Source organism: Phenylobacterium sp. (genome assembly GCF_035276905.1).
Classification (GTDB): Bacteria; Pseudomonadota; Alphaproteobacteria; order Caulobacterales; family Caulobacteraceae; genus Phenylobacterium.
The window spans coordinates 1-2,235 of sequence record NZ_DATELG010000335.1 but is presented as its reverse complement, the minus strand read 5'-3'; the positions used below and the strand labels follow the sequence as shown (position 1 = coordinate 2,235).

The following is a 2,235-nucleotide window of genomic DNA, read 5'->3' as shown; positions in this document are numbered from 1 at the left end:
CAAACGATGAACAGCGGCGTCAAGGCCACGACCGGGATGGTCCGCTTCAGCTGCATCAGGGGATCGATCGCCGTCTCGCCCAATCGTGAGAAGCCGGCGACGAGCGCAAGGACCGTGCCCGCCACGAGCCCGATGGTCAGTCCGGCCGCGGCGCGGGCCAGGGAGACCAGCACGTTGCGGCCGAGCTCGCCGCTCGCCGCCAGCTCCCAGAAGGAGCGAGCCACGGTGGAGGGCGCCGCCAGCACGTGAGCGGGGATGACGCCCGCGCGCGATCCCAGTTCCCAGAAGACGAGCAGCACCAGGGGCGAAAGCCAACGCGCCTCGCCCCAGCGCACCTTTGGAAGCGCGATCCGTTCAACTTTTCTATCGAGCGTGGCCACAGACACCTGCGCGGCTCCACCTTTGTCGCAACGAGCGCTTTTCCGCTTTGCCTCCGGTGAGGAAGCCCTTTAATCCCTATTGGCTCAATAGAAATAACCTCACCGTCCGCTTTAGAGATTCTCATACATGGAACGCCGCTCATGCCCGTGAACCTGCCGACCGAGCTTCTGCGAAGCTTCGCCGCCATCGTGGATTCCGGCTCGATGCTGCGCGCGACGGAGCGCGTCTTCGTCACCCAGTCCGCGCTCAGCCTGCAGATGAAGCGCCTGGAGGACACCCTCCAGGCTTCGCTGTTCCATCGCGACGGCCGCAGGCTGGTGCTCACGCCGGCCGGCCAGACCCTGCTGGTCTATGCCCGCGACATCCTGGCGATGAACGATCGCGCCGTCTCGGCCTTGACGGGGGATGCGCTCGCGGGGCCGGCGCGGGTCGGCCTCGTGCAGGACTTCGCAGAGACCCTGCTGTCCGGCGTGCTCGCGCGCTTCGCCCAGCTCAATCCCGACGCCCAGCTGCAGGTCCGCGTCGGCGGCTCGCAGGAACTGCTGGAGGCGCTCGCCGCGGATCGGCTCGACGTCGTGCTGTGCATGGGCGGTTCCGACGACATCGCGGCCATCCGGGTGGCGTCGACCGTCTGGCTGGGCGAGGACGCGCTGGTGGAAGAGGAGGTGCTGCCGGTCGCGGTGCTCGAACGGCCGTGCCGGTTCCGCGACGCCGCGTTGGCGGCGCTCGACGCCGCCGGCCGGCCCTACCGCGTCGTCCTCGAGACGCCGAGCCTCTCGGTGCTGCGCGCGGCGGTGAACGCCGGCCTGGGGGTCAGCGCCAGGACGCGCATCTTCTCCGACCGGCTGCTGGGCGCGGAGGCGGCGAGCCTGTTGCCCGCCCTGCCGCAGGTGACCTACGTGCGCCATACCCGCGCCAACCCGCACCCGACGATCACCCGCCTGGCGGACCTGATGAACGTCGCCGTCCTCGACCTTGAACCGGAGAACGCCCCATGAGCCGGACGCCGGGCGGCGGCGCTGATCGCCGCCGCCCGGGCGGGCTCAGAGATCGGCCCAGAGCGGCTCGTCGGCGATCAGCACCCGCTGCATCAGGCGCGGGAAGTCGCCGTAGTTGCGCACCGCGTAGTGGACGGTGGCGCGGTTGTCCCAGAAGGCCACGGAGCCGGGCCGCCAGGAGAAGCGGACCTGACTTTCCGGCTTCTTGTAGTGGTAGAGGATGGTTTCGAGCAGCGCCTTGCTCTCGGCGATGTCCAGGCCCAGGATGTGCGGGCGTTGGGTGAAGTTGACCCAGAGGACCTTCTCGCCGGTCTCCCGGTGCGTCCGCACGATCCTGTGGGAAACGATCGGATAGTCCAAGCCATACGGCTCCAGGCCGGCCCGGAAGTCGTGGTTGACGTAGAGGTTGTCGAGCCTTGCCTTCAGGTCTTCCGGCAGGCCTTCATAGGCCTTGTGCGCGTCGACCCAGATCGTGTCGCCGCCGACCTCGGGCAGGGTCACCGCCCGCAGCACCGCGCCCCACGTGGGCACGAGCCGCCAGCTGGTGTCGGCGTGGTAGCCGGACTCGACGCTGGTCGGGTCGGGAATCAGGTCGTGGGCGTTGAAGTCGGCCGCGGCGATGCGGTGCAGCGGCGCGATGTTGTCGTGACGCTTGGCGCTGGGGTGGGTGTAGAGCGGGCCGAAGCGCGCGGCGAACGCGGCCTGTGTCTCGTCGTTCAGCGTCTGGTCGCGGAAGAAGACCACCTTGTGCTTCAGCACCGCGGCCTTGATCTCGTCGCGCGTGCGGTCCGAAATCGGCCGGCTGAGATCGACGCCGCTGATCTCGGCGCCGATGGTCGGTTGCAGCGGGCGGATC

At 68.9% G+C, this 2,235-nt stretch carries 3 protein-coding genes; 1 reads left to right on the top strand and 2 read right to left on the bottom strand.

What is annotated here, in order from left to right:
- A partial coding sequence (locus VJS38_RS15890) for an ABC transporter permease (protein ID WP_414692451.1) occupies nucleotides 1-386 on the bottom strand: 386 nt, incomplete at its 3' end.
- A 135-nt stretch (nucleotides 387-521) separates the two neighbouring features.
- Here VJS38_RS15890 and VJS38_RS15885 point away from each other — a divergent pair.
- The gene (locus tag VJS38_RS15885; protein ID WP_324089128.1) at nucleotides 522-1,379 is read left to right on the top strand and encodes a LysR substrate-binding domain-containing protein; all 858 of its coding nucleotides are present in this window, start codon (nucleotides 522-524) and stop codon (nucleotides 1,377-1,379) included.
- A gap of 45 nt (nucleotides 1,380-1,424) precedes the next feature.
- Here the strand turns inward: VJS38_RS15885 and VJS38_RS15880 are convergent.
- Nucleotides 1,425-2,235, bottom strand: an 811-nt coding sequence (locus VJS38_RS15880; RefSeq protein ID WP_324089127.1) for a TauD/TfdA dioxygenase family protein, incomplete at its 5' end; no start/stop codon positions are given.

What these genes read in the sequence shown, in the direction of transcription:
- VJS38_RS15885 (WP_324089128.1), top strand. Translation starts at nt 522, where the DNA reads ATGCCCGTGAACCTGCCGACCGAGCTTCTGCGAAGCTTCGCCGCCATC.